Source organism: Chromobacterium sp. CCUG 30098 (assembly GCF_059916605.1).
In genome coordinates, this window is the sequence record NZ_JAUCGS010000001.1 from 729919 (window position 1) to 753866 (window position 23948).

Below are 23948 nucleotides of genomic sequence, written 5' to 3' on the forward strand. Positions count from 1 at the left end.
CGCGGCCGCGTGGGCCGCGCGAAAGGAGGGGACAAGGGGTGGGCGCTGGCCGGCGGCGCAACGCCGCATCAGGGGTTTGTTCGCCGCTCTTAGAACGTGTTTACGATTTCGCGAGCTAAGGCGAGACAAGGCGAAAACTAGCGAAAAAGCGGAATGTACGAGCGGTACATGAGCATTTCGAAGCGGGTTTCAACGCCCTTTTCTATCCATCCTGCCGACGCGCAGCAGATCGTAAACAGGTTCTTACGTTTCGGTGAGGCCGCCGCCCAGCGCCTTGTACAAGGCTATGGCGTTGCTCAGCTGGCTGCGGCGCAGGTCCAGCAGCGCTTGTTGCGCCGCGTAGAGCTGGCGCTGGGCGTCCAGCAGTTCCAGCCGGCCGTCCACGCCGGCGCGGTAGCGCAGGCTGGACAGGTCCGCGCGGCGTTCCGCGCTGGCCACCACTCGCGCCTGGGCGTCGATCTGGCGGCTGAAGGTTTCGCGGCCGGCCAGGCCGTCGGCCACTTCGCGGAAGGCGATCTGGATGGCGCGTTCGTATTCGGCCACGGCGCTGGATTTGCGCACTTCCGCCAGCCGCAGTTCGGCGCGCAGCCGGCCGCCTTGGAACAGCGGGATGTTGATTTGCGGCGCAAAGCTCCACACGTGTTGGCCGCCGTCGAACAGATTGCGCAGGCCGGGGCTGAGGAAGCCGGCGGAGGTGCTCAGCGACAGCCGCGGGAAGAAGGCGGCGCGCGCGGCGCCGATGTCGGCGTTGGCGGCTTCCAGTTGTTGTTCGGCTTGCAGGATGTCCGGGCGGCGGAACAGCAGTTCCGAGGGCAGGCCGGCGGCCAGCCGGGTCACCACCGGCTGGCGGTCCAGCGGCAGCGGCTCGGGCAGGTCTTCTGGCGGTTCCGCGCCCAGCAGCAGGCGCAGCGCGTTGCGCGCCTGGTCCGCGGCGCGGGTGCGCGCTTCCAGGTCGGCATCGGCGCTGGCCACCTGGCCTTCGGCCTGGGCCACGTCCAGGCCGCCGGCCTGTTGCGCGTTTTTGAGCCGGCGCGCCAGCGCCAGCGATTGCCGCCAGTCCGCCTGGGTGCGTTCCGCCAGCGCCAGTTGTTCGCGCGCCAGCCGTTCCGCGAAATAGGCGTCCGCCACCGCGCCCACCAGGGCGATTTGCGCGGCGCGGCGGCCGTGGTCGGTGGCCAGGTAGCGGGCGAAGGCGGCGTCTGACAGGGAGCGCACGCGGCCGAACAGGTCGATCTCAAACGCGCTGACGCCCAGGTTGACGCCGTACTGATTTTGCACGGCTGCCGGGGTGATCGGATCGGTTTCGCGGTTGGCCGGGGTGCGCTGGCGGGTGAGGCCGGCGCCGGCGTCCACGGACGGCAGCCGCGCGGCGCGCTGGATGCCGTACTGGGCTTCGGCGGCTTCCACGTTGAGAGCCGCCAGGCGCAGGTCGCGGTTGTTGCGCAGCGCCAGTTCGATCAGGCTTTGCAGCCGGCGGTCGCCGAACATGGTGCGCCAGCCCAGGTCCGCGGCGTTGGCGTTGAGGTCGGCCGCGTCGGCCGTCGCCGCGTAGCGGGCCGGCACCGGCGGCTCCGGCTTGCGCAAGGGCTGGGTCAGCGAGCAGGCGGAGACGCTCAGCGCCAGCGCCACGCTCAAGGACAGGGGGAGGAGGGGCAATCTCATGGTTCTACTTTCTGTTCCGGGGTGGGGGCCGGGGCCGGACGCGGCTTGCGCCAGCTGGCGAGGCGCGCTTGCGCGCTCATCACCACCACGAAGAACACGGGTACGAAGAAGATGGCCAGCACGGTGGCGGTGACCATGCCGCCAAACACGCCGGTGCCGATGGCGTTCTGAGTTTCGGCGCTGGCGCCGGTGGCCAGCATCAGCGGCAGCACGCCCAGGCCGAAGGCCAGCGAGGTCATCAGGATGGGGCGCAGCCGCAGGCGGGAGGCTTGCACCGCGGCTTCCACCAGGCTCTTGCCTTCTTCATGCAGTTGTTTGGCGAACTCGATGATCAGGATGGCGTTCTTGGCGGACAGGCCAATCACGGTGATCAGGCCCACTTTGAAGAACACGTCGTTGGGCATGCCGCGCAGCATTACCGCGCCGATGGCGCCGATCAGGCCCAGCGGCACCACCAGCATCACGGACAGCGGGATGGCCCAGCTTTCGTACAGCGCGGCCAGCACCAGGAACACCACGATCATGGACAGCGCCATCAGCATCGGCGCCTGGGACGCGGACTGGCGTTCTTGCAGCGATTGGCCGGTCCAGGCCAGCGCGAAGCCGGGCGGCAGTTGCTCGGCCAGCCGTTCCATCTCGGCCATGGCCGCGCCGCTGGAGTAGCCGGGCGCGGCGCCGCCGGAGAGGCGGGCGGACGGGTAGCCCTGGAAGCGCACCAGTTGCAGCGGGGTTTCGGACCAGGCCGGGCGCACCACTTCCGCCAGCGGCACCATGCCGCCGCTGGCGTTGCGCACGTAGAGCTTGAGCACATTGTCCAGCTGCATGCGCGCCGGCGCGTCGGCCTGGATGATGACTTGCTGCATGCGGCCGGCGTGCGGGAAGTCGTTGACGTAGGTGGAGCCCATGGCGGTGGACAGGGTGTCGCTGACGCTGCTGAAGGACACGCCCAGCGCTTCGGCCTTTTGTCGGTCTATATCCAGGCGCACGCTGGTGCCGGCCGGCAGGCTGTCCGGGTAGACGCCCTGGACGATCTTGCTGCGGGAGGCCAGCTCCAGCAGTTTGGCTTCGGCCGCTTTCAGCGCGGCGTGGCCCTGGTTGGCGCGGTCTTGCAACCGCAGGCTGAAGCCGGAGCTGGTGCCCAGTTCGTCAATGGCCGGCGGCAGCAGGCTCATCGCCGCGCCTTCGGTGGTGGTGGACAGGCGCTGTTGGGCGAGCATGGCTTCTTCCAGGGTGCTGGCGCCGCCGCGTTGTTTCCAGTCTTTGAGCACGGCGAAGTTCAGCGCCGCGTTGGGGCCGGAGCCGGAGAAGCCGTAACCGATGATGGAGATGCTGGACTGGAGCGCAGGGCGCGTCGCCAGATGGTCATCGAGCGTTTTAACCACGTCGCGGGTGCGCTCGACGGTGGCGTCCGCGGGCAGGAGAAAGCTGGTCATGAAATAGCCTTGGTCTTCTTCCGGCAGGAAGGAGGAGGGCAGCGCCTTGAAGCCGGCGGCCAGCGCGCCGGAGATGGCCAGGAACAGCAGCATCACGCGGCCGGCGCGGCCTATCAGCCGGCCGACGCGGGTTTCGTACCAGGCGGTGAGCTGGGCGAAGCGGCGGTTGAACCAGCCAAAGAAGCCGCGCTTTTCATGGTGTCCCTGCGGGATGGGCTTGAGCATGGTGGCGCACAGCGCCGGGGTCAGCGTCAGCGCCAGCAGCGCGGAGAACAGGATGGCCACGGCCATGGACAGCGAGAACTGTTGGTAGATGACGCCGACGGAGCCGCTGGACAGCGCCATGGGGATGAAGACGGCGGTGAGCACCAGGGTGATGCCGACGATGGCGCCGGTGATTTCCTTCATCGCCTTGGAGGTGGCGTCGCGCGGCGACAGGCCTTCTTCCGCCATCAGCCGTTCCACGTTTTCCACCACCACGATGGCGTCGTCCACGATGATGCCGATGGCCAGCACCATGCCGAACATGGTCAGCACATTGATGGAGAAGCCAGTGGCCAGCATCACGGCGAAGGTGCCCAGCATGGCCACCGGAGCGACGATGGCCGGGATCAGCGTGTAACGCGCGTTTTGCAGGAACAGATACATCACCAGGAAGACCAGCACCATGGCTTCCAGCAGGGTGTAGATCACTTTTTCGATGGAGATCTTGACGAAGGGCGCGGTGTCGAAGGGCACCGAGTAGCTGATGCCGGCCGGCATGGATTTGCTCAACTCGGCCAGCCGCGCCCGCACCGCTTCCGCGGTTTTCACCGCGTTGGCGCCCGGCGCCAGCTGCACGCCGGCGAAGGAGGCGGGCTTGCCGTTTTCGCGGCTGACGAAGGAATAGCCCTGGGAGCCTATCTCCACCCGCGCCACGTCGCCCAGCACCACTTTGGAGCCGTTGGCGTTGGCGCGCAGCACGATGGCGGCGAACTCTTCCGGCGCGGTCAGCTGGCCCTGCACGGTGAGCGGCACGGTGACGCGCTGGCCGGGCAGCGCCGGCGCGGCGCCCAGGCTGCCGGGGGCGATCTGGACGTTTTGTTGGGCGATGGCGGCGGTGAGCTCGCTCATGGACAGGCCGTAGGTGATCAGCTTGGCCGGGTCCACCCATACGCGCATCGCTTGCTCGGTGCCGAACTGCTGCACGCGGCCCACGCCTTCGATGCGGCGCAGTTCTTCGGCGATATTGCGCGACAGGTAGTCGCTGAGCGCGCCTTCGTCAAAGCGACCGCTGTCCGAGCGCAGGCCGATCAGCATCAGGAAGCCGGAGGAGGCGGATTCCACCATCACGCCGTTCTGGCGCACCGGGGCGGGCAGCCGCGGTTCCACCGCCTTGAGCTTGTTCTGCACGTCCACCTGCGCCAGTTCCGGGTCCGTGCCCGGCTTGAAGGTGACGGTGATCTGGGCGACGCCGGAGGTGTCGGCCGAGGATTCGAAGTACAGCAGGTTCTTGACGCCGGACAGCTCGCGCTCGATCAGGCTGAGCACGCCGTCGCTCATGGTCTGCGGCGTGGCGCCGGGATAGCTGGCGGTGATGGTGACCGAGGGCGGCGCCACCGAGGGATAGCGCGCGATCGGCAGCTGCGGGATGGCGATCAGCCCCAGCAGGATGATGAACAGGGCGATCACCCAGGCGAACACCGGGCGGCGGATGAAGAATTGAGACATGGCTATCTTCCCCGCTCAGCTTTTGGCGGCCGCGGGCGCGGCTTCGCTGGCGGCCACCGCCGCGCCGTCGGCGAGGCGTTCCATGCCCTCGACCACGACCTTTTGCCCGGCGCGCAGGCCGGTGCGGATGCGGTACTGGCGGTGGGCCAGTTCGCCCAGCTCCACCACGTTCAGCCGCGCCTGGTTCTTGGCGTCCACGGTCCACAGCTGGGTCTTGCCGCCGATGCGCACCACCGCCTGCTGCGGCACGGTCAGCGCCGCCGTGTAGCTGGCGCGCGGCACCCGGGCGCGCACGAACATGCCGGGCAGCAGCCGCCGCTCGGGGTTGTCCACCAGCACGCGCAGCAGCACGTCGCCGGTGCCGGCGTCCACGTTGACGCCGGAGAACAGGATGCGGCCGTTGAGGCCGTAGGGCGCGCCGTCGTCGCGCAATATGGACACCGGCAGGCCGTGGCCGGGGCTGTCCGGCTGGGCGGCCAGGCTTTGGCGCACGGCTTCCAGCGCCGCCGCCGGCTGGCGCACGTCCACATAGACTTGGTCTATCTGCTGGATGCGCGCCATCGGGGCGGCGTCGCCGCCGCCCACCAGCGCGCCCTCGGTGACCAGGGCCTGGTCGATGCGGCCGGCGATGGGCGCTTCGACGCGGGAGAATTTCAAGTCCAGCTGGCGGCGGGCCAGCGTGGCGCGCGCCTGGGCCACGTCGGCGGCGGCCTGGTCGCGTTGGGACGCGGCGTCGTCGTAGACCTGGCGGCTGATGGCGTCGCTCTCCACCAGCGGCTTGAGGCGGGCGGTTTGCACTTTCGCGCGCGCCAGCGCGGCTTCGGCGCGTTGCAGCGCGGCGGCGGCGGTGTCCACCTCCGCCTTGAACGGCGCCGGGTTGATCTGGAACAGCGGCTGGCCGGCGCGCACTTCGGTGCCTTGCTCAAACTGGCGGCGCAGCACGATGCCGCTGACTTGCGGCCGGATTTCCGCCACCCGCACCGCGGCCACGCGGCCGGGCAGGTCTTCGCTCAGCTTGAGCGGGGCCGGGGCCGCGGTCAGGGTGCGCACCGGGATAGCCGGCGGCGGCGTATGGGTTTCGGCTTGGCCGCAAGCGCTTAGCAGCGCCGCCGCCAACAGGCAGCCGCCGCCGTAGAGGCTGGCTCGTTTACTCTTCATTTCCACTCCAATCAAGCATGGACGGCAGGCCGCCCGTATAAAGTCAGGCGGCAGTATGCCGGGGCTGGATGGGGGTTCCCGTGTGGTAGCATGGAGATTCGATGGAGATGCAAACAGGATGCGAAATCGGCGCCATGACTCAGACAATGCGACCGCCCGGCGCGGGCCAAGACCGCCAGGCCTTGATCCTCGTCGCTGAAGACGAACCCGAGATCGCGGAGATACTCACCGCCTATCTGACGCGCAGCGGCATGCGCTGCGCGCACGCGGCGGACGGCCGGCAGGCGCTGGAGCTGCACCTGTCGCTGAAGCCGGACCTGGTGCTGCTGGATGTGCAGATGCCGCGCGCCGACGGCTGGCAGGTGCTGGCGGAAATCCGCCATCGCGGCGACACGCCGGTGATCATGCTGACGGCGCTGGACCAGGACATCGACAAGCTGATGGGCCTGCGCATCGGCGCCGACGACTACGTGGTCAAGCCCTTCAACCCCGCCGAGGTGGTGGCGCGCACCCAGGCGGTGCTGCGCCGCTCCATGTCCCGCGAGCGCCAGGCGGAGCCGCAGGTGCTGCGCGCGGCGCCGTTCGAGATCGACCTGGAAAATCACGAGGTGGCGGTGCTGGCCGGCAAGCAGCGCCATGTGCTGACGCTGACCCTGACCGAATTCAAACTGCTGGCGCAATTGGCGCGCGCGCCGCGGAAGGTGTTCAGCCGCGCCGAGCTGCTGGCCGCCTGCCTGCCGGAAGGCGACGCGCTGGAGCGCACCGTGGACAGCCATATCAGCAAGCTGCGCAAGAAGCTGGAGGAGTGCGGCGTGGACGGCGTGCCGGTGGGCGTGCGCGGCGTGGGTTACAAGCTGTGGGGCGCGGAATGAGGCTGGCGGGGCTGAGCCGGCAGATCGCGCTGTCGATGGCGACGATGGCTTTCTGCGTGACCGTGCTGGTGGTGGTGACCGGCTTCACTTTCTACTATGTGGCGATGACCTACTGGCCGGTGCATTTCGAATCGCCGGGCTGGAAGATGACGATGCCGGAATGGGTGTGGCTGATTTCCAGCACGGTGGCGGGCCTGGCGTTGTCGGTGGTGATGGGCCTGCGCCTGGCGCGCCGCATCCTGGTGCCGCTCAACTCGGTGGCGGAGGGCATACGCCGGGTCGCCCAGGGCGATCTGGACGCGCGCGCGGCGGCCGGCGACCGTTCGCTGCGCGAGGCGGCGACGCTGGCCGACGACTTCAATGCGCTGGCGGACCAATTGCAGCGCATGACCAAGGAGCAGGCGTTCTGGAACGCCGCCATCGCCCATGAGCTGCGCACCCCGGTGACGGTGCTGCGCGGCCGGCTGCAAGGGCTGGCGGAAGGGGTGTTCACCCCGGACGAGAACCAGTTTCGCCGGCTGCTGGCCCAGGTGGAAAGCCTGGCCCACCTGATCGAAGACCTGCGGGTGGTCAGCCTGGAGGAAAGCGGGCATCTGGACATCGAGATGCGGGACACCAAGCTGGCCGCCGAAGTGCGCGCGGTGGTGGAGGTGTTTGAGGATGCGTTGCTGGCGGCCGGCTTGCAGGCGGTGCTGGACCTGGACGAGCGCCCGGCGCATTGCGACCCGGTGCGCATCCGCCAGGCGCTGCTGGCTTTGCTGGACAATGCGCGCCGCTACGCCCAGCCCGGCCTGCTGCGGGTGCAGTTGAGCCTGGCGGGCGGCCAGTGCCGTTTGCGGGTGGAGGACGAGGGCCCGGGCATTCCCGAGGACTTCGCGCCGCATGTGTTCGAGGCCTTCCGCCGCGCCGACGCGGCGCGCCAAAGCGGCAAGGGCGGCAGCGGCCTGGGGTTGGCGGTAGTGGCCGCCATCGCCCGCGCCCACGGCGGCGAGGCGCGCTGCATTCCGGCGGGCGGCGGCAGCCGCTTCGAGCTGAGCTGGCCGCAGCCGGGGCGGCCATCGCCCTGATCCACGGGCCGAGCAGGACGCAAAAAAGCCGCACCGTTGCCGGGAGCGGCTTTTTGATTTGTGGCGCTTGCTGCTTTGTAGGCAGAAGTGGCGGCCCGACAGGAGCCAAAGTAATGTTTTAAATAATTGATATTTAATAATTATATTTTTTGGTAAATGTGGGTGTGCCCCCGATGATGCCCCCAGGAGTGAGTCCATATAAACAATGAGTGTTAACTTTCGAGCTTAAGCGGTCATTCAAAAATCTTAGAAGCTGATGTCCAACGCAACGGTGGAGTGCAAGCTCCTCAACTCCGATCATCGCATGTTGTGACGTTTCACTCAGAAACAACTAAGCCGTGCATAGTGTCCCCTTCTAGCTACTGCTAGAGTCTCTCTCGAAATGTTCTCTTGAAGTCCTTCATGTAATGGATGTTCGCGCTGCAACAATAAATCTATACACATGGAGCGACGCTGTCTGATCGATACATTATTGAAATAAAAAATCTATATGAAAAATATATGCAAACGAGAGTGAATAGAGTAGGGTTATGACATTGTCAGCTTTGGTGGTAGGTGATGACGAAAAATCTTGATAGAGTTGTTTCAATAATAAGTCTTTTAATCGGTTTGGTAAGTATTGCGATGGGTATTTATTTGTCTAAACCAGATAGTAATGTAAATATTGTTTCGCTCTCTGGGTGGATCGCATCTGCAATAATTACTATTTGCATAAGCTCTACTGCATATAGAACATTGGAGAAGATCGAATCTGATTTGGTGAAGGCGCAAGAAAGTTCTATTAAATATAAGGACGATTTATTTGCTGTTCAGAATGATCTAATTACATACAGAAATATATCGGCATCTTTATCATCTGTTATTGATCCAGCTCCTATAAGGGATACAATTAGAGCAAAGTTGTCATCCGCAGCGTATACGGCAAATCCACAAGAGCAGGAAGCGAGGGGTAAAAATGAAAATTGATTTTAAGAGTTATAATTATTTCCCAATTATTAGAACGAGACAAGCGGAGTTGGCTGGTTACTCTCATCTTAGTAATGAAGCAAAAGATTTATTGCTCCCTATAGTCACACTAGGTAAGTGGAGAAACTCGGAGGATTGCGATAAAGCTGTTGCGAAAATATCTGAATGTGTTGGTGATAGAAGATATATATTGGATTTGACAAAGGAATTGCAACATCAAAATGAAGCGGTAAAGGCATTGATGAACCCAGATGGGAATTTTTCTAATTGGGTTAATTTTGTCGAAAAAAATAAATCTGTAATTCCAATTGTCCAGTTTGTATCCGGGGCGACTGGTCGTGAGACGGTTCAGCAAGCGGTTGCTTTGGAGAAACTTGGTAGGCCCTTGGTTTTTAGAATAAAAGAATTTAGGGGGGATGTGCAAAATACTCTTAGATCACTCTATGCCTTACAAAGGCCAGAAAATGCTTTAATTGTAATTGATGCAGCATATATCCGTGATCTGTCGACAAATTTGATAAAGCCAGGGGTTTTGGAGAGTGTATTAAATACTATAAATACAATAGTTGATGAAGTACCTGAAGTGCCACGTGTTTTAGCTGGGACTAGCTTTCCAAGATCAGTTACTGCCTTTCTAAATAAAGGAAGCGAGACCTCTGGGAAGATTGATATCTTAGAAAACCTTCTTTTTGATGAAATAGGATCCGATATTGTTATCTATGGTGATCATGCTTCGATACATTCTGTAGTTTATGATGAGGGTGGTGGGGTTTTCTTGCCGCGGATAGACCTACCTAAGGATGGATATTGGTATTTTGAGAGGCGGCCTAGAACAAAGAGTGAGGGGTTCATTGATGCCGCTCAGAAGTTATTAGAAGCTCATCCGGATATTTCAGATAATATGTGCTGGGGGGCTGAAATGATAAAAAATACTGCGAGTGGGGCAGGAGTGACAATAAACTCCCCTGTTACTGCTATATCTGTTAGGGTAAATTTACATATAGATTATCAGCTACGTAATTTTGACAATAAAGATAATCAGGAAAATGATGAAGACTGGATTCTTTAAAATTCAGGAACCAGAATAAAGCGAGGAATGCTATCTGGGACATCACCCGATGGGAAAAAGCGTTCTAAATTAATTGCTCTTAATTGGGTGGTGGGTCTTTCCCTTTTTGAATCCCTTAACGACTCTTCAATGAGTCGTTTTTTTGTTTTAGATTTGCTTAGATTGCACAAGTCTGCAGGTGTTACAGTATTTGAGCATTTTTCCAAGAACATATGACTCAGGTCTTGATAGCGGCATGTTACTGCATTTAATGCAGCCTTTCTAATTGTGGAAAGAGGGAGCTGGTCACATAGTTGAATTAAATCTTCTCTCGAATAGTTTCTTAAGTCTAACTTGCCGATGCTTGCGCGTACAAGTTCAATAAGCTCTTGCTTTAATAGGAAGTTGCACAGGATATTATATGATGATATCGGTTGTGTCTTCCCTGCACGTAACACGCGGATGGCGATTGTGCCATTCTTTTTTTGGTAAGCTTCCCAGACTCCGACTCGTTGATTAAAGCTTAAGGCGTCAGTGACATATTTAGATGAAACAACTAGCGTGACTTTATCGAAAGTTTCTAAGTAGTCACCCATTTGTCCATCTAAGCGTTTAAGAGTGTCGACATCACTTTTAATCTCAAATGCATGTAGATTTTTGGCTGCTATTACTAAATCGGCTCTTCGCGATTTATCTTTGAAAACCATTTCATTAATTAAGGTAAATTCTTCTCCTTTAATACGAGACCGTATTTTTTGTATTACTGCCGCTTTTATGTCTTTCTCGTTAAGCACGTTATTCATGGATTCGGTTTGTTATTGAAAGTATATTTATAAAAAATACCTAATTTATACTGGGAGTGGTCTTTGCAAATATAAACGTATTGAGGTTTTAATAATGAATTTAATTAATATTTGCGCAACCACATTGGCATGTGGTGAGCGCTGTCTAAAGGATAGAAAATTTACTAGTTCTAATGGTAGCTGTTCTATCAAGACTCATAAAGCTCAAATTTATACAGAGAGGTTGTACGCCATCTGGATGGCGAACTTATCATGGGTTTCGATGAAGTAATTAATGGGCATGAAATTTTCTAACTATTATGCTAACTAACATGGACATTTAAATCCTTATGGCATTTTTGTTCTTGTGCCTTTTAGGTAGCGGTTGATACCAGGGAGCTGGTTCGGTCCCTCTCCAGCAAAGGGCTGCACATTGGCTCATTCCAAACCGATCGGGGCTTGGTGCGGTTCAGTTGATAGTGGGTGTAGCGTATCTTCGTCATGTGATGTCCTTTGTCTAGGCTGACGCAATGTACCTTAAATGATATGCCTATTGATTTTAAACTGCGCTTTTTTCTTACGCATGTAGCAAAAACCACTGCCAACGCTGCCAACACTGCCAACTCGTCTCTAAGTTGCTGATTAGTATGGGTTTAGTTGTTGGCAGTGGCGACTAAAGCACTGCCAACTGGCAGGGGCAAACTGCCAACTGGGCGGGATGGGGTGGCTTCACTGCCAATTGACTGCCAACACTGCCAACTCACTGCCAACAGATAAAACTATATAAATCAGTCTATTGGAGAGGTGTTGGCAGAGTTGGCAGTGTTGGCAGTGGGTTTGGCCTCACGTGAGAGATTTTGCGCTTACTCTTCCGCTTCGCCGTCGTGCGGTTGCAACTGCATGCGGTAGACCTGACCCACGCCTTTGCCGCCATGCACGGTCCAACCGGCTCGACCTTTTGGCCGTTGCAACATCCCCGCCCGGTACAGCACTTCGCAGGCATGCCGCACTTCATAGCCGGCGATGACTTCGCCCTTGAACGCGCCCGGCGTCACCAGAAACACCGCTTCGCCCTCCAGCGTGTAGCGCTTGTAGCCCATCAGATTGGGCACCAGCGGGTCGCTGTCATTCATCGGCAGCAGCACGAAGCGGGCGTACTGGCTGGCCTGCAATACGGCGGCGGCCTGGTCGATCAGGCGCGCGTCGTCGCGGTCTTCGATGCCGAAAGCCTGCATCCAGCGCTGCCAGGTGGTTTCCACCCCTTGAATCGCCTGTTCCACCGTCCAGCCGGTCAGGCCGGCATGGCTGGCCATCTCGGCGGCTGCCGACAGAATGGCGAATTTGCGCGTGGCGCGGCGTACGGTGGGGGCGGCTCCCTCTGGTACGGCCGCCAGCATGCGCTGTTGCGATTTTTCCACCCACTGCACTGCCGCCGCCCGGTTGTCCTGCAGCCAGGCGACGAAGGCGCGGCCGACGGTGCCGTAATGGCTGCGGGCATGCCGGGTCAGCTCGTCGGCGAACACTTCGCCATTGCTGCGGCCGTGGATGTGGTCGAAGGCGCGATAAGGGCCCGTATCGGCCGGGATGTCGAGCAGGCGGATTTCCTGACCGCCGCGCGGCGTCTGGCCGCCTTCGGTCAGGTACTGGCTCATTGCCACTTCGCCAGTCGAAATCATGGTCAGCTTCCACGAACGGGCGGCGCGGTTGCCGCCTTCCTTCGCGCCTTGCAGCTTGGACACGCCGTTCAGCATGCTGTAAATGGCCGGGCCGATCTTGCGTGCGTCGCCAGAACCGACTTCATCCAGATAGATCATCATGTCGTTGCTGGCTTCGGCCTCATTGGTCAGCCCTAGCGCGGTGCCGGACCAGGTGTGCAAGGTGCGCTGCGGATCGCCCCAGATGCTGGCGGCGGTATCGGCGCAGGTGCTCTTGCCGGACGAAGAATTGGTGTACAGGTGCAGGCCGATGCCGTCCCGCGCTCCGCACAAGGCCAACAGCGGGCCGGCCAGCGCGCAGGCGATGGTCGTCATCGCCAGCGGATTGCCCAGCGCCAGCGCGCCGACCGTGCTTTGCCAGTCCGTCAGGCTGCCGGCCGGATGGTAGGCGCTGGCGTCCTTGGGGCGGCCGTTGAAATGCATCTTGCGGTTGGGGCGGCCGATGATGTCGCCGTTCGGCAGCACAAACGCGCCATGTTGCCAGCCGGACATATTGACGATGTCGTGCCACTCGGTGGAGCCTTCGCGCTGCAACCAGTGGGCCAGCCGCGCCTGGCCGCCGCGGTCAGTGGTCAGCGTTAGGCCGCCTTTGCGCAGCAGCGCCCAGCCGGCGCGCTCGCCGATGTCGGCGCTGGGCAAGGCGGTGGTCATGACTTCGCCATTGCCCTGGCGCTGCCATTTGACGATGCGGTGATGGTTGCCGTCCGCATCCGTCCCGCAGCCCAGCAGTTCCATCTTGTCGCTGAGCCATTCCGGCGGCTGCTCCAACAGCTCGCCGGTATCGCGGTCGCGTTTGACGGCGATGTAATGCACGCCGTCGCGGTTCACGTCATAACGCGGGCCAATGGCCAGCGCCGGGGCCTTCGCGGCCATCGCCAAAGCCTGCTTGTCAGCGCTGCCCATGGGATTCTCCTTGTTCGTTCAACACATCCAGCCAATCGCTGTCCGGCCGCTCGGGTATCAGCAGATGGACTTGTCGGCCATCGTCCTGCATCCGCCGCGCCAAGCGCCGAGCGGCGTTCTGGCCGGCCTGGTTGGCGTCGTTGTCGGCCATCACAAACAGATCGGTGACTTCATCCGGCAACACCGCATGCGACAGCCCCCAGGCCGACAGCGCCGCCCAGCACGGCAGCCCGCTGCCCTCGCGCACCGCCAGCGCGGTTTCAATGCCTTCTGCCAGCGCTAGCCGGCCGTCTGTGGGCGGGTACAAGCGGACTGCCGCGCCGGACAGATCGCCGGAACGGCCCAAGGCCAGTTTCTTGGCTGGCAGCGCTTCGCCGCTGACGGGGTGGCGCAAGGCGGCTTTGTGCCCGTCAAAGGTCAGCCAGGTGCGATGCAAGCCCACATTGATACCCTGTGGCGATGTCACCAGCGCCAGCATCGCCGGGAAATGGCCCAGCCGCTGCGGCCGGCCGTGCAGCGTGATCCAGTAGGCCAAGGCCGGGTGATAGCGCAGGGCGCTAGGGTAAGTCGTCAGGCTCAAGCCTCGGCGCATCAGATAGCGGCCCACCGGGTCATCAGCCTTCACTGGCTGCGCCGCGCGCCACAGCTGCGCCAGGCGCTCGCGTTGGTCGCGTTGTGGAGGCGTGGTCGCAGGGGCGGCCGCCACGCGCGCCGGCTCCCCCTTCGCCCCGTTCAAGACCTGGGCGACGGCCTGCGCCGCGTGGAAGAAGTCACCGCCTAGCCAATGCTGCGCCAAGACAAAGCCGTCGCCGCCCAGGCTGTCCAGGGCGCGGCAGACGAAGCGGCCGCTGCCCTTGTCGATCCACTCGAAACGGTCGTTACCGCCGCAGGCCGGGCAAGGCTGATTACGGCGCTTGGTAAAGACCTCGGCCGGAATGCCCAAGGCCATCAGGATGTCCGGCCAGCGGTCGCGGGCCTGCTGGCGCAATTGCGCGAGATCGAGCCTCATGATTGGGCCTCCCCATCGATGACGCCAGACAAGCCGGGGGCGTCTCGCCCGGTACGCGGGAGAGGAATTCTTGCGGTCATGGTCGGGTCCTTAGAGCAGCTGGCCGATGTCGGCGCTGGCGTCGATGACTTGTTGCTGCAGCGGCGCCAGCAGCCCGGCCAGGCGTTGCGCCGGCAGCGGTTGGTTCTCGGCGTGGTCCAGCAGCTCGACCAAGCCCTGCAGGCCGTCGCCGGTGCGTGTCAGGCGCGAGACGCCGGCGCTGACGGTGTGTTCGATGCGGCGGCACAGGCTGGCCAGTTGGCTCAGCGGTTCGCGCAGCTCGGCATGTTCGGGGGTGTCGGCCAGCTGCTGCAGCTGGGCCAGTTGGTGATGGACGGCGGACAGGATCAGGGCGTTCATGCCAGCACCTCCACGGCGAAACCGGCGGCGGTGCGATGAATCAAGGCGCGTTGCCCCTGGGCGACCAGCAAGGCGGCCAGCGCGCGGGCTTCGGCTTCGTTGGGCAGCGTGGAAACGGGACGGGTGGTGCGTGGAAATAGGGCGCGGAAAGCGCGTAGGGTGATGCTAGGCATGGAGGCCTCCTTCGTAAGCGTTACGCTTGCCATCCCGACGCCAATCGGGGGTGGCAGGCACAGGGCGGGATTGGCGTACCGATACGAAGGAACCGGCGCGTGCATGCACGCTCCCACCGAGGCCCGCCATAGAAGAAGACGCACCAAGGGTGTGTGACGGACGTAAAAAATGCCGCAATAGGCGGCCATCCGCCTTCGTAATCGGGACGCCAATCCCGGTCGCTGTTTTAGATGCGACGTAAAGATGGTGCAGCAATCGAGCGGGCTTGTCAATTCGCTGGCGGGGGTGGGAAATCGGGTTCGCGCAGTTCATCGGGGTGGATATTTCTAAAGCGTGGAGCGGGGTCATCGGGAATGGGGCCGGGTTTTAGCGGGCATATTAATAAATCCGTCATTCAATATTAAATAAGTAAATTAAATCCATTTCAGCCGACGCTATTCAAGGTCAATTTCAGGGGGCTACATGGCCCGCCGGCCGGCGAGCCATGGCGTTTAGCCCAGGACGCGATGACGCACGCGGCCGGGCGTCACGATCAGCGCTTGCCGAGGCGAGGGCGACAGGCCCGGCAAGGGGCGCAGCCGCTCCGGCGGAATCCGCGCGCCGCCGTGGAGGGGCTGGGCCAGGGTGATCGGCTCGCCCTCCAGCGTCTTGTACTGGTGGCAGCAGTCATCGTTGCTGCAGTTGTAGTAAATCTCCTTGGTCGCGGCGCTGAGCATGCGGCTGGTCCGCACCCGCGACACCGCGCCGCATAAGGGGCAAGGGAAGGCCATATTGCAGTCTCCTTCAGTCGACGATTTCCACGGCGTCAATCAGCACGCAGGCGGCGAGGTTTTCGACGACGTAGGCGTCGTGGCTGGCGTGATAGAACTCCACCCGGTTCAACGACGGCTCTTCGTGGTAGTGGTAGCGGCTGGCGTGTGGATTGAAGTACAGCGACAGGTTGTCCAGCCGGGTAATCAATAGGGCGTTACCAGGGAAGAAGGCGGCGCTGGCGGCCTGCAGCCCGCCCAGGCGCTGTTTGTGCAACACCAGGTCGTCGCCTTCGGCTTGCGGGTTCGCGTCGCAGACCGCATCCGGCAGCAAGTCCGCGCCCACCAGGACCACCAGGCCGGGGTCATCGCGCCAAGCCGGCGCTAGCCGCTGCTTGAGCGCATAGCGCACCAGGCGATGCAACGAGCGGAAGCGTTCGCTCTCGCCGATGCGAGCGCCCTCGATCCAGTGTTGCGGCGCTTGCTCGCGGATCTGCTGCAGCCAGCCGATATTGACGTCTTCCAACAGCGGATGGGTCTCCCGGTTCGAGTTCTGCGCGCGCTGCAGACCGTGGAAGCCGATCATGATGCGGTCCAGCAGAATGCGGCGTTCCAGTGCCTGCCGCGCGCGGGCTTCAAAGCCGGTCGGTGTCTGGCTCTCGCTCCACCAGGCGTCCAGCGTGTCGTAACTGAAAGCGGCGTCGAAGTTGGTTTGCTGGCAGTGGTATTGCGCCGGCCGCCAGGTCTTGCCGGCCGGCTGGCGTTCATGGCGCTGGGTGTCGACGGTGGCGGCCAAGGTGCCGGCGAGATCGAAGTGCTTGGCCTGCCCGCGGATCTCGGAGACGCCGAGCAGGTTGATGGCGGACAGCAGCCGGCTGCGGGCCTTCAGTGCGTTGAGGCGGGCTTGTGCCGCTTGGGGCGTGGGGGTGGCGAACAGGCTGTCCTGGGCGCGGTACTGCTCCAGCTCATGGTAATAGCGGTCGATGAACTGGTTCAGCGCGTGGCGGGTGGGGTTCTGCATGTTGTCGTCTCGGTTAGCGGTTGATCAGGGCTTGGTACTGCGCGTCGCGCTGGGCTTGGTATCGCTGTCGGGCAATCACGTTGTGTTGCTGTAGCGGCGGGGTGGCCAACGGCGGCAGCGGCTGGTTCAAGCGGGCGAGCAGGTCGTCCGGGGCCGCCGGGGCAGCGTTGCACAGCGTCTGCTGCAGCGCGCCGGGCTTGAGCACGGCATGGACTTGCTCTTCCTCGCGGTGCCAGTCGGCGCTGCCGAACACGCGCTCGATGCAGGCCGGCGGCGCTTGGGTCAGCAGCAGCGTCAGTACCGGCAGTTGCTCGCCCCATTGGGGCAGGTGATCGTCGAGCACCGCGTCCCAGTACTGGCGCTGCAGCGCATCGCGCGCCTCGGCCAGCGCCTTGCGCTGCTCGAACAGCGCTTCATGCTGGATCTCGGCTTGAATCTTCTCTTCCTCGGCGATCTTCAGCGTTTCTTCGGCCAATTCCAGGTTGGCCATCTCCTTGTGCTTCAACTCGCGCACCGCCTTGGTGGGAATGCCCAAGGTCGAGCGCATCGCGTGACGGCAATCCTTGCGCGCCTGCTCGGCCTCCATACGCAGCGCGGCGGCGGTGTGCTCGCGGCGGGTGGTCTGGCTGGTCAACTGCTGCCAAGCGTCGAGCGCGTGTTCAAAAGCGGTCTGGCGTTCGGCCAGTTCGGCCACGGCCGCGGCGAGGCGGGTTTGGGTGGTGGGGTTCTGGATATGCATGGTCTGAGTCCGGGAAGTTGCGGGGTTAGGCGCGGCGGGCCGCGATGCGTCCTGCCATCCAGCTCTCGATTTCAGAGGACAGCCAGGCCACGCTCTTGCCGCCCAGCGGCACCGGTGCCGGGAAACGGCCCTGCTTGATGGCGTCGTACACCGACGAGCGGGACAGGCCGCAAGTGGCGATGACTTCCGGCAAGCGCAGGAAGCGCAGCGGTTGAGAAGAGGGCGAAGCGGCAACAGCGGTCATGAAGCGTCCTTGTCGGTGGAGGTGGATATCAGTGGATGGCATCGGATACGCCGATCAGCGAACGCAGTATTGCGGAAATTACAAACGGGGTTTTGGGGTTGGGTTGTGCCGCGCTCCCACACAACAAAAAAATTTGAAATGCCAAAAAAACGCGGATTTTGCTATTGACGATGGGCGGGAAAACAGGGACGCGGGCGCAAAATGGCTCGCCACGGAACGGCATCGGATGGCGTTGGACGGGCTAGGACGAACTCAGCGGCAAGGAAACGGGGGAAGGCAGGAAAACGCGAAGCGGGGACGGTCAGCGAACAGGGCGACTGCATGCATAGCGTGCATGAAAACGCATGAATCCGGGCAGGGGGACAAGGGCGCGCCAGGCCATACGGCAAGGGCCTGGCACGGGTTCATGCAGCTGCATGATTAGCGGCCCATGAAGTGCGGGGGCGAGGCGGGGCTTCGATAGCGCGCGCTGGGGGCAACGGGTTGCTGGTGAGGTGTAATGTGATTGACCGCAGGGTTTGTGCTAAGGCAATGCTTACAGCATTTTGGTGGAATGTTGAAGGGTGAAGTGAATACTAGGGAACTAGCATCATGTAATTAGATGGTATTTGTTGATAATGCAAAAAATAAGGCCCGAAGCTGGCGGGCCTTAATTAATATTGGTTATGCTTTGGGAAAGGCTGGATTTATAGTCAGCTAAATAAGACGACTGCCTTCATTCCAGCATAAATGTGCATAAACAATACGAATATGAATGGTATTGCGCTTGCAATTAACAAGAAAAGTATGGTCCATCTTGATTTGTTTCTTGAGTCTGAGTATCGCCCGAATATTTCCCAAAAGACTCCCTTTTCAGCATCCTGGTGTGGTTCCGAGTTTCCTGCTAAGGGCATTGCAAAATACCACCATTCACCCTCGTATCTATATCTCATCACTGTTTGTTCTTTTAATACTTTTATAGCTAGATCGTTGTCGTTACCATTGAAGGTTTCGGTGTTTTTAAACTCTCTTGTCGAAAAATTTTTTGTGGAACATCTTTCGTGAAATAAATTGAGTACGCTCTTGTCTTTTAGTACATCCGCTGCGAGCCGTGCCAACCAACGTGGATCATGACCATAAACCTCATACTCACCATATGAGTTATATTGCTTTATAAATCCTGGGCATCTTAATTGGTAAAACATGTATGCTAGTAAAAAAATAAATGACGATAGCCAAAGGAGTTCCCAAGGGAATGGGAGGCTTGATTCTTTAAACATGGAAATTGTTAGTTGATCTGTTCTTATTTCGAATACAGAGCTTTTGAAGAGTGAGGCCAAGATAGGTACTATGGAAAACCATAATACAAGGTATCTAAATATTGTGATGTTGAATAGGAATTTGAATGTTTCCCATCTTGGAGCTTTTTTTTTAAAACTCATTTTGATTTTCCTTTTGAAATGATGAAGATTTTATTGCATCGTGTAGCTCATTTGTTGTTGTGTATATGGCCAACCCATTTTCATCTATTTGATCTGTTTTTTTTATTCCGTAAAAAGAGTCAATTGAATTGCCGTTCAGGCTCCCGTTCCAATTCTGGATGATGTAGTCTTTAATTCCTGCACCTTGTGAAGGAGCTGCTTTTAGACGAGAGGTGGAGTTCATGAAGCGAGCAATGCTTGAAGAGGGTGCCCATGTTTTTGAAATAAGCTTGTATGAAATTTCTCTTTTTTCTAATCCAGATTGAGCTGCACCAAGGTAGTTATGTTTGTAATAATTCTCAAACCCTACTATAAAATCAGCTCCGCTGCAGCAGCACCCTCCGTCGCTTAGCAAGAGTAGATCGCTATCGGCAGCTCCAAATGTCATTTTGTTCTTATGAGTGTATTTTCTTAGTTCTGCTGTTGTTTCAACTCTATGTGAAACATCGAGAATCCATTCTCGCCCAATTCTTTTGGCGTGGTGTTCCTCAAAATATTTATTTATATCGATGTCAAGAGCTTCAGATAGTTTTAATTTCCCATCCCAGTTTTTCTCTATTCCAAGCTTTAAATGTTCAATGGCAACGTGATGGACCCCATTTTCAGCGCACATGTTAATTACATCTTTGGCGTGATGTTCATAGGCTGGTAGTAAGGGCTGTATTCGACAACTTGTTGGGATTCCTTCCTTGTGAAGAAGGTGCAGCATCTTTTCAATCCTTCTAGGTCCTGCAGTGCCCCTGTCTATCTTCTCAATCAATTTGTCGTCAGTAGATGTTAGTGATACTTGAACTAAAAAATTGCCTTCTTTTAATATTTTTATATATTCGTCACTTGCGAGTAAATCTGCTTTAGTGCTGATGATTGTTGGGTGATTGTTTTCTGCAAGTACTTGCATGCATTTTAAACTTGCACGGTATTTTTTTTCTAGAGGAGGGAATGGGTCTGACATTCCTCCGAAGTGAATGGGTTGTCTATTTGAAATTAACTCGTCAATAGGGCCACTTATCATGCCGCGATTAATTTTTTCGAATCTTCTGGCTAATTTTTCTGCTGAGTATACTTGGGCCTTGATGTCCCGGTGTGCTCCTCCTCTTGTGTGAGCAAAACAATAACAGCACTGAAATGAACACTTTGAGTAAGTGTCGAGTCTTAGCGGTAGACTGCAAAAGTAAAATTGACTCGTCAGCGCGAGTCCATACTTGTATTCATCTCGTGAGGTTTCGTTAATCTCTGAATTGTTGTGCTGTAGGATAATATTTTTCATTTTTGAGAATGTGTTTTTTTGAGATATTGTGCTTGGGCTAAGCCTTAAATTTAGCGATTGTTTGGCATGGCATGGGGTGTAAATATCAATTTTAATATGCAATTAAAGGGCGGGTGTTTTGTGCTTTGTCATGAATTCTGGCAAAGAAATGGGGTAAAGTAATAAGTGCATGTTCTATCTAAATTGTGCTAATCGTACATGTTTTCCAAAAATTTTTGTAAGTGAATTGCATGTCTCTTTATTTTGATCGGTAGTAGTCTATTTTGCAGATGCGTCAATAAAATTGGCCCACCATTGCATCATTCTATTTCGTTCTTCCATATATTCAGCTCGATTGTAGGTAGCCCTCACCTTATTGGTTTCAATATGGGAAAGTTGTCGTTCAATAGCATCTGGATTGAATCCTTGTTCATTTAGAATGGTTGAGGCGGTAGAGCGAAACCCATGCACATCTGCTTTACCCTTAAAACCCATGTTGTGCAGTGCACGGCGCAAAGTTTCTGGTGACATCGGGCGGCGTGGGCTGTTGCGATTTGGAAATAAGTGTTCGCGCCCACCGGATATGCCATGTAGCTGTTTTAGTACTTCTATTGCTTGTAATGAAAGTGGTACAAATTGTGGGGGTGCTGTTTTCTTAGATTTTTCCGGCAACTTGCGATGTTCTGGTGGGATGGTCCACAGCGCCTTGTCGAAGTCGATCTCTTCCCACCTTGCCATGGCCATTTCTCCGACTCGGGTGAAGGTCAGCAGCATTAGCCTCATCATTAACTTAGTTTGCACGCTACCGTCATATTTCTCCAGCGCTTCCAGAAAGGTGGGAATGTCTTCCCGCATCAGCGCTTTGCGTGGGGTGGATTGCTGGCTCTTTAGGGCATCGGTCAGCGGTGCCGCAGGATCGCTGTCACATCGGCCGGTCAGGATTGCGAGGCGGAAGACTGCTGAGCAGCGTTGCCGCAGGCGCTTAGTGGTGTCGATGTTGCCAGCGTTCTCCACTTTGCGCAGCACTTCCAGCAGCTCCAGTGGACGAATCTCGTTTATTGGCCTATCGCCAATGTAGGGGAAGATGTGGGTCTTCATAGCCGAGAGGACGCGCTCGCTGTGGGCGGAGGACCATTCGTGGCTTTCCCTTTCATGCCACTCCAGCGCTATGGCTGCAAATGTGTTCGCAGCCGCGGTCTGCTTCAGCATTTTTTCCAGCTTACGCTGTTCGCCTGGGTCTTTGCCATTGGACAGCTGTCGGCGTGCGTCGTCTCGCTTCTTGCGGGCTTCTTTCAGCGTGGTTTCCGGGTAGACGCCCAGGGCTAGGCGCTTTTCCTTGGCATTGAAGCGGTATTTCAGCCGCCAGTATTTGGAGCCGTTGGGCATAACTTCCAAGTACATGCCTTTTTCGTCGGACAGGCGAAGCGGCTTGCCGTCCTCTCTCTGTTTGGCCGTCTTGCAAGCAGTATCGGTCAGGGGCATGGGGGCGTTCTCAGGTGCATTTGGGGGCATCGAAATGTGCCCCCTTTAGTGATTCCCCCAAGTATGCCCCCATGTGCCCCCGGATTTCAATGGAGCTGTTTGGACGGCTTTGGACGTAAAAAAACCCGCAAAGCCTTATTTGGTGCGGGTTTGTAGACTTTCTCGGACGATTTTGGAAGTGTAAGTGGCGCCCCCGACAGGAATCGAACCTGTAACTGCCCCTTAGGAGGGGGCCGTTATATCCATTTAACTACGGAGACGCTTAGAGAAACTGCTGGGTCAGGCGCTGCGGTCGACTGACAAACGGGCCAATTCCACCAAGGCCTGGCGGGTGTCCGATTCCGGAATCGGCGCCAGCGCGGCCACGGCCTGTTCGGCCACTTTGACCGCTTCGGCCCGGGCGTAGTCCAGAGCGCCGCAGGATTGTACCGCAGCCAGCACGTCCTGGAAACGATCGCGGCTGGCGTGTTCCAGCGCGTCGCGCACGGTGGCGGAGGCTTCCGGATTGCCGTTGCGCATGGTGTAGATCAGCGGCAGCGTTGGTTTGCCTTCGGCCAGGTCGTCGCCCAGGCTCTTGCCTATGGTGTCGGCGTCGCCGCTGTAGTCCAGCACGTCGTCGATGATCTGGAAGGCGGTGCCCAGGTACATGCCGTAGTCGGCCATCGCCTGCACTTGCTCGGCGCTGGCGCCGGCGCTGAGCGCGCCCACGCGGGCGGAGGCTTCAAACAGCTTGGCGGTCTTGTACTTGATCACGCGCAGGTATTCGTCTTCGGTGACGTCGGTGTTGCCGATGTTGAGCAGCTGCAGCACCTCGCCCTCGGCGATGATGTTGGTGGCTTCCGCCATCACCGCCAGGATGTCCATATTGCGGGTGGTCACCATCATCTGGAAGGCGCGGGTGTAGAGGAAGTCGCCCACCAGCACGCTGGCGGCGTTGCCGAACAGCGCGTTGGCGGTTTCGCGGCCGCGGCGCAGGTCGGACTCGTCCACCACGTCGTCGTGCAGCAAGGTGGCGGTGTGGATGAATTCGATCATCGCCGCCAGCTCGTGCAGTTGTTCGCCGCTATGACCCAGCGCGCGGCCGGACAGCAGCGTCAACACCGGGCGCAGGCGTTTGCCGCCGGCGGAGATGATGTATTCAGCTACCTGGCGGATCAGGACGACGTCGGAGTGCAGCCGGGCGCGGATGACGCGGTCTACGGCCTGCATGTCGTCGGCTATCAGTGTACGGAAAAGCGGGGTGGACACGATTTCAACCAGTTATTTGAGATGGGTACGCCAAAGGCTGGAATGTTACCAGAAAAGCCCCTCCAGCCGCCACGGGGCGTACTCCTTAGGACTAAGTCGATGAAATCATTGACAAGTTGACGGGGTGTCCGTATAGTTTCGCGTTCTCCCGCAATAGGCGGCGAGATTTTTATATTCAGGAGCTCATGCGAATGTATGCGGTCATAAAAACCGGCGGCAAGCAGTACAAAGTTGTCGTTGGTGAAAAACTCAAAGTAGAACAGATACCTGCAGACGTCGACAGCCAGATCGTACTTGAAGAAGTGCTGATGATTGCTGACGGTGAACAGGTTGTTGTAGGCGCCCCGATGATTGCCGGCGCCACTGTTAAGGCCACCGTTGTTTCCCACGGTCGTGGCGACAAGATCCGCATCTTCAAGATGCGTCGTCGCAAGCACTACCAGAAACATCAGGGTCATCGTCAAAACTTCACCGAAATCCGCATCGACGCGATTTCGAAGTAAGGATAAACAGTCATGGCACACAAAAAAGCAGGCGGTAGCTCCCGCAACGGTCGTGACTCCGAAGCCAAACGCCTGGGCGTTAAGGTTTACGGCAGCGAACTGATTCCGGCAGGTTCCATCATCGTGCGTCAGCGCGGCACCCGCTTCCACGCAGGTGAAAACGTTGGTCAGGGCAAGGATCACACCTTGTTCGCCAAGGTTGACGGTTACGTTGAATTCACCATTAAAGGTGCAATGAAGCGCAAGATCGTTAATGTGGTTCCGTACACCGGCGTAGACGGCGAATAATTTTTCGCTTTCTAGTGACCGAGAAAGCCCTATCCTGCGATAGGGCTTTTTTCATACCCTGAGGGGCAAG

22 protein-coding genes and 1 tRNA gene are annotated in these 23948 nt (G+C 58.7%); 6 read left to right on the plus strand and 17 right to left on the minus strand.

Features of this window, described 5'->3' with window-relative positions:
• Nucleotides 1-243 precede the first annotated feature (243 nt).
• Genes QUG03_RS03480 through QUG03_RS03490 form a run of 3 tightly spaced genes read right to left on the minus strand, consistent with a single transcriptional unit; the run spans nt 244 to nt 5963 of the window.
• Nucleotides 244-1662, minus strand: coding sequence for an efflux transporter outer membrane subunit (locus tag QUG03_RS03480; protein ID WP_500819369.1), 1419 nt, complete (start codon nt 1660-1662; stop codon nt 244-246).
• Entirely contained in the window at nt 1659-4805 is a 3147-nt protein-coding gene (locus tag QUG03_RS03485) for a multidrug efflux RND transporter permease subunit (protein ID WP_500819370.1), read from the minus strand. The genes QUG03_RS03480 and QUG03_RS03485 overlap by 4 nt, the downstream gene beginning before the upstream one ends.
• A 15-nt stretch (nt 4806-4820) precedes the next feature.
• Nucleotides 4821-5963, minus strand: a complete 1143-nt coding sequence (locus tag QUG03_RS03490; protein WP_500819372.1) for an efflux RND transporter periplasmic adaptor subunit — start codon at nt 5961-5963, stop codon at nt 4821-4823.
• 134 nt (nt 5964-6097) lie between these two features.
• Here QUG03_RS03490 and QUG03_RS03495 point away from each other — a divergent pair, with 134 nt between their 5' ends.
• From QUG03_RS03495 to QUG03_RS03510, 4 genes are all read left to right on the plus strand, one after another.
• The gene (locus QUG03_RS03495) at nt 6098-6835 is read left to right on the plus strand and encodes a response regulator (RefSeq protein ID WP_500819374.1); all 738 of its coding nucleotides are present in this window, start codon (nt 6098-6100) and stop codon (nt 6833-6835) included.
• Complete coding sequence (locus tag QUG03_RS03500) at nt 6832-7902, plus strand: ATP-binding protein (RefSeq protein WP_500819375.1); 1071 nt, start codon at nt 6832-6834, stop codon at nt 7900-7902. Before QUG03_RS03495 ends, QUG03_RS03500 begins: the two co-directional genes overlap by 4 nt.
• A 558-nt stretch (nt 7903-8460) precedes the next feature.
• Nucleotides 8461-8868 carry a hypothetical protein gene (locus QUG03_RS03505; protein WP_500819377.1) on the plus strand — a complete coding sequence of 136 codons (408 nt, stop codon included), beginning with the start codon at nt 8461-8463 and terminating at the stop codon, nt 8866-8868.
• On the plus strand, nt 8858-9937 hold the full coding sequence (locus QUG03_RS03510) for a beta family protein (protein WP_500819379.1): 1080 nt from the start codon (nt 8858-8860) through the stop codon (nt 9935-9937). The genes QUG03_RS03505 and QUG03_RS03510 overlap by 11 nt, the downstream gene beginning before the upstream one ends.
• Here the strand turns inward: QUG03_RS03510 and QUG03_RS03515 are convergent.
• The 14 genes from QUG03_RS03515 to ispB form a co-directional block, all read right to left on the minus strand.
• Nucleotides 9934-10719 (minus strand): sce7726 family protein, encoded by a 786-nt coding sequence (locus QUG03_RS03515; RefSeq protein WP_500819380.1) that lies wholly within the window; start codon nt 10717-10719, stop codon nt 9934-9936. The genes QUG03_RS03510 and QUG03_RS03515 overlap by 4 nt on opposite strands.
• An 842-nt stretch (nt 10720-11561) precedes the next feature.
• On the minus strand, nt 11562-13316 hold the full coding sequence (locus QUG03_RS03520; protein WP_500819381.1) for a DUF927 domain-containing protein: 1755 nt from the start codon (nt 13314-13316) through the stop codon (nt 11562-11564).
• Nucleotides 13303-14325 carry a DUF7146 domain-containing protein gene (locus QUG03_RS03525; protein ID WP_500819382.1) on the minus strand — a complete coding sequence of 341 codons (1023 nt, stop codon included), beginning with the start codon at nt 14323-14325 and terminating at the stop codon, nt 13303-13305. Before QUG03_RS03525 ends, QUG03_RS03520 begins: the two co-directional genes overlap by 14 nt.
• A 90-nt stretch (nt 14326-14415) precedes the next feature.
• Nucleotides 14416-14724: a DUF1484 family protein gene (locus QUG03_RS03530; RefSeq protein ID WP_043592556.1), complete on the minus strand. Its 309-nt coding sequence runs from the start codon at nt 14722-14724 to the stop codon at nt 14416-14418.
• The gene (locus QUG03_RS03535; RefSeq protein WP_162897132.1) at nt 14721-14897 is read right to left on the minus strand and encodes a hypothetical protein; all 177 of its coding nucleotides are present in this window, start codon (nt 14895-14897) and stop codon (nt 14721-14723) included. Before QUG03_RS03535 ends, QUG03_RS03530 begins: the two co-directional genes overlap by 4 nt.
• 492 nt (nt 14898-15389) lie before the next feature.
• On the minus strand, nt 15390-15668 hold the full coding sequence (locus tag QUG03_RS03540; protein WP_500819384.1) for an Ogr/Delta-like zinc finger protein: 279 nt from the start codon (nt 15666-15668) through the stop codon (nt 15390-15392).
• 13 nt (nt 15669-15681) lie between these two features.
• Nucleotides 15682-16668, minus strand: coding sequence for a P2 family phage major capsid protein (locus QUG03_RS03545; RefSeq protein WP_500819385.1), 987 nt, complete (start codon nt 16666-16668; stop codon nt 15682-15684).
• Nucleotides 16669-16681: 13 nt separating this feature from the next.
• Nucleotides 16682-17407: a hypothetical protein gene (locus tag QUG03_RS03550; protein ID WP_500819386.1), complete on the minus strand. Its 726-nt coding sequence runs from the start codon at nt 17405-17407 to the stop codon at nt 16682-16684.
• 25 nt (nt 17408-17432) lie between these two features.
• Nucleotides 17433-17651 (minus strand): helix-turn-helix transcriptional regulator, encoded by a 219-nt coding sequence (locus QUG03_RS03555; protein WP_081557029.1) that lies wholly within the window; start codon nt 17649-17651, stop codon nt 17433-17435.
• A gap of 692 nt (nt 17652-18343) precedes the next feature.
• Nucleotides 18344-19072, minus strand: a complete 729-nt coding sequence (locus QUG03_RS03560) for a hypothetical protein (RefSeq protein ID WP_500819388.1) — start codon at nt 19070-19072, stop codon at nt 18344-18346.
• Nucleotides 19062-20378 carry an SPL family radical SAM protein gene (locus tag QUG03_RS03565; protein ID WP_500819389.1) on the minus strand — a complete coding sequence of 439 codons (1317 nt, stop codon included), beginning with the start codon at nt 20376-20378 and terminating at the stop codon, nt 19062-19064. The genes QUG03_RS03560 and QUG03_RS03565 overlap by 11 nt, the downstream gene beginning before the upstream one ends.
• A gap of 258 nt (nt 20379-20636) precedes the next feature.
• Nucleotides 20637-21839 (minus strand): tyrosine-type recombinase/integrase, encoded by a 1203-nt coding sequence (locus QUG03_RS03570; RefSeq protein ID WP_500819390.1) that lies wholly within the window; start codon nt 21837-21839, stop codon nt 20637-20639.
• A gap of 185 nt (nt 21840-22024) precedes the next feature.
• Nucleotides 22025-22099 (minus strand) — tRNA-Arg (locus QUG03_RS03575).
• A gap of 19 nt (nt 22100-22118) precedes the next feature.
• A complete protein-coding gene (ispB, locus tag QUG03_RS03580; protein ID WP_500819391.1) occupies nt 22119-23048 on the minus strand; it encodes an octaprenyl diphosphate synthase in 930 nt (309 codons plus the stop codon).
• A 230-nt stretch (nt 23049-23278) separates the two neighbouring features.
• On the opposite strand from ispB, the gene rplU reads away from it, so the two are divergent.
• Both rplU and rpmA read left to right on the plus strand, forming a co-directional pair.
• Nucleotides 23279-23590: a 50S ribosomal protein L21 gene (gene rplU, locus QUG03_RS03585; protein ID WP_039753142.1), complete on the plus strand. Its 312-nt coding sequence runs from the start codon at nt 23279-23281 to the stop codon at nt 23588-23590.
• 12 nt (nt 23591-23602) lie between these two features.
• Complete coding sequence (rpmA, locus tag QUG03_RS03590; RefSeq protein WP_019099926.1) at nt 23603-23878, plus strand: 50S ribosomal protein L27; 276 nt, start codon at nt 23603-23605, stop codon at nt 23876-23878.
• Nucleotides 23879-23948: the final 70 nt, after the last annotated feature.